Here is a 2,507-nt window from a genome sequence, read left to right as displayed (position 1 = left end):
TCGCAAGCCCTTATAGACCAGGTCGTCGGTGATGCGGCAGCCGTAGTGGCGGGTCTCGGCGGTTGGCATGTTAAGCGCTTTCGCCGGGTCTTGAAGTGGATTTTCGCACAATCAATTCCACACCCAGGGTCTGTGATTTAGGTTTCTTCTTCTTTTCCAGATATTGCACCAGCATTGTTGCCGAGCGCACGCCCTTTTCATACGCCGGTTGCCGGATGGTAGTGAGCGGCGGATTGACCGATTCGGCCAGGGGAATATCGTCGAAGCCGACGACCGACAGGTCTTCCGGGACGCGGCCGCCGCGTTCCTGCATGGCGTGAATGGCGCCGATCGCCAATAAATCGTTGACAGCCAGAACCGCGGTCGGCGGGATGGGATTATCCAGCAGCTCATTTGTCACCGCCGTCCCACCCTGAATGGAGGCGTTGTCTGCGATGCGGATCAGTGATTGGTCCAGCGGAATATTGTTTTTTTCAAGAACAGCCTTATAACCGTTGAAACGATCAACGCTGCTGACCAGGGAAGGCTTGCCGATGAAGCCGATGCGCCGATGGCCGAGCGCGATGAGGTGCTCCATGGCCATCTCGGCGCCTTTAAAATTATCCACATCCACGAAGACCATGTCTTTCTCATCAGACATTTTGGAGGTGGAGACGAAGGGAATCTCGGATGTGAGCAGTGTATCGATAATGTTCCTATGAAAGGAACCCGGCGAGAGGATGATGAAACCGTCCACCCGTTTCTGTTTGTAGATCTCGAGATAGTTCTGGTCGTGGGGGTAACAAATGAACAGAAAATATCCGCATTTATCGACTTCAGTCGAAACACCCCGCATGACTTCCACGTAGAAGGGATTTGAGAAAATGTAATTGGCCTCGTGCGGGATGAGCAGGCCGATGCTATGGCTCTTGTGAAGGGTAATGGCCTTGGCCAGGGCGTTTGGGGTGAAATCGTATTGATCGATGAGCTTGAGGATGGCTTCGCGGGTTTCCGGCCTGACGTCGGGTTTGTTGTTGAGCACCCGGGAAACGGTCGTCTTGGAAACGCCGGCCATTTCCGCAATTTCATCGATTGTGATCGTCATAGTGGTGGTCTCCGGATGTAAAAGGTAGGGGTTTCGTAACCGATTCCGTAACCGTTACCGTAACCGGTTACGATTATTATTATAGACCGTTTGAAACCATTGTCAAGTATCAATTTCTCATCTGGTTTTAATGTTTGCAGAGATATTGGGTCGTTTATGTCGAGTTCAACCAAGGCAATGCTGACTTACCTTGATAGGACAAGATTGAATTTGGAATAGGTCGTCGATTTCTCACCAGGTAAGAATCTAACTTCATACTGGAATAAGAATTGCTTTCCTATTGAAGAATCCCACGTAGAAAGTGATATGGTTTTCTGAATTGCCCTATAGGCTTTTACAGGTTGAAACTGATTCGAAGTATTGTTATTCTTGGTCTATCTTTAGAAGAGAGTTAGTTTTTCGATCAACAAGAAATCCTCTTCTATACAAATTAATCTAGGGACAAACGCATGTTAAAACCAAAAACGCCCAAAAATGGGCGCTTCGGAAACAGTAGCGGGGAGAGGATTCGAACCTCTGACCTCCGGGTTATGAGGGAGAAACCTGATTTCGGGATCGTTGACCTCTAAACCACACAATTCAGCGAAATAAACGAACTCCGGTTCCGTCGACCAATACAAACTGCGATTGTTAATAAGTATTCGTATCGTAGGCCATTTGGTATTGTAAGTCAAGTACTTTGTTCTCTGAGAAAAATTCGAATCCAAAATTGATAGACTGTACTTGATGATCGAATTAAAGGAACCACCCGCATTATTGGTGAAGCTTATACTAGAGAAGGTGATCCGAGAAGATCCACTACAGGGTATCAGTCTTATTTTGAAGGGTACTCACAGCAATCGTTACCTCAAGACGAAGTTGAACTTCTGTACCATCGTCGCAGCGTCGGTCACTTCTTTGTAGTAATGCCCCTAATGGCTTCGCATCAAGTATGCTTCGCGATCGTTCAGGGATAGAAGGATATTTTTTCTATAACAATAAGGTCATTCAGCAATCTTCTGAACCCCGTTCATCCAACCATGATTTGAATTCGGCGATTGTGGGTACACGACCATGTGATAGAATCCGATCTTTTTTTTGATAAACAGGTGGTTTGTATCCATGATTGACGCAGAACAGCAGGGAAACCAGAAAATTTTTTGTGATCATTTCATGGGGAACATTCAACCCAGCGAAAAATTGATGAGCCTGAGTACAACGTTGGCAAATGGGTGCAAGCGAATAACAAACAATGGGCTCCATCAAAAATTTCCTCCAAATACTTCCTGATCTGCCTGCTGGTTTATCCCAAAAACCATACCGCCGCCAACCCAATCAGGATAATCAGGGCAGCCAACACGTTGTAACCCCCGTAATCACAGATGAAACACAAATCTTCAGGATCAATCGAATGATCTTCCCAAACACGTAAATCATTTTTTTT

1 protein-coding gene is annotated in these 2,507 nt (G+C 46.5%); it reads right to left on the bottom strand.

Translation table 11 applies throughout. The annotated features are described in order from the left end of the window. Window positions 1–70 precede the first annotated feature (70 nt). Window positions 71–1,084 (bottom strand): LacI family DNA-binding transcriptional regulator, encoded by a 1,014-nt coding sequence (locus tag ACYC56_RS15265; RefSeq protein ID WP_461375028.1) that lies wholly within the window; start codon window positions 1,082–1,084, stop codon window positions 71–73. Between the last annotated feature and the right edge of the window lie 1,423 nt (window positions 1,085–2,507).

This window comes from Candidatus Aquicultor sp., from assembly GCF_054640775.1.
Note: the sequence above shows the minus strand (reverse complement) of the source record. Positions and strands in the feature narration are given on the sequence as shown.

Excerpts from the sequence above, each read along its gene's own strand:
- ACYC56_RS15265 (WP_461375028.1), bottom strand. The coding sequence starts at position 1,084 with ATGACGATCACAATCGATGAAATTGCGGAAATGGCCGGCGTTTCCAAG.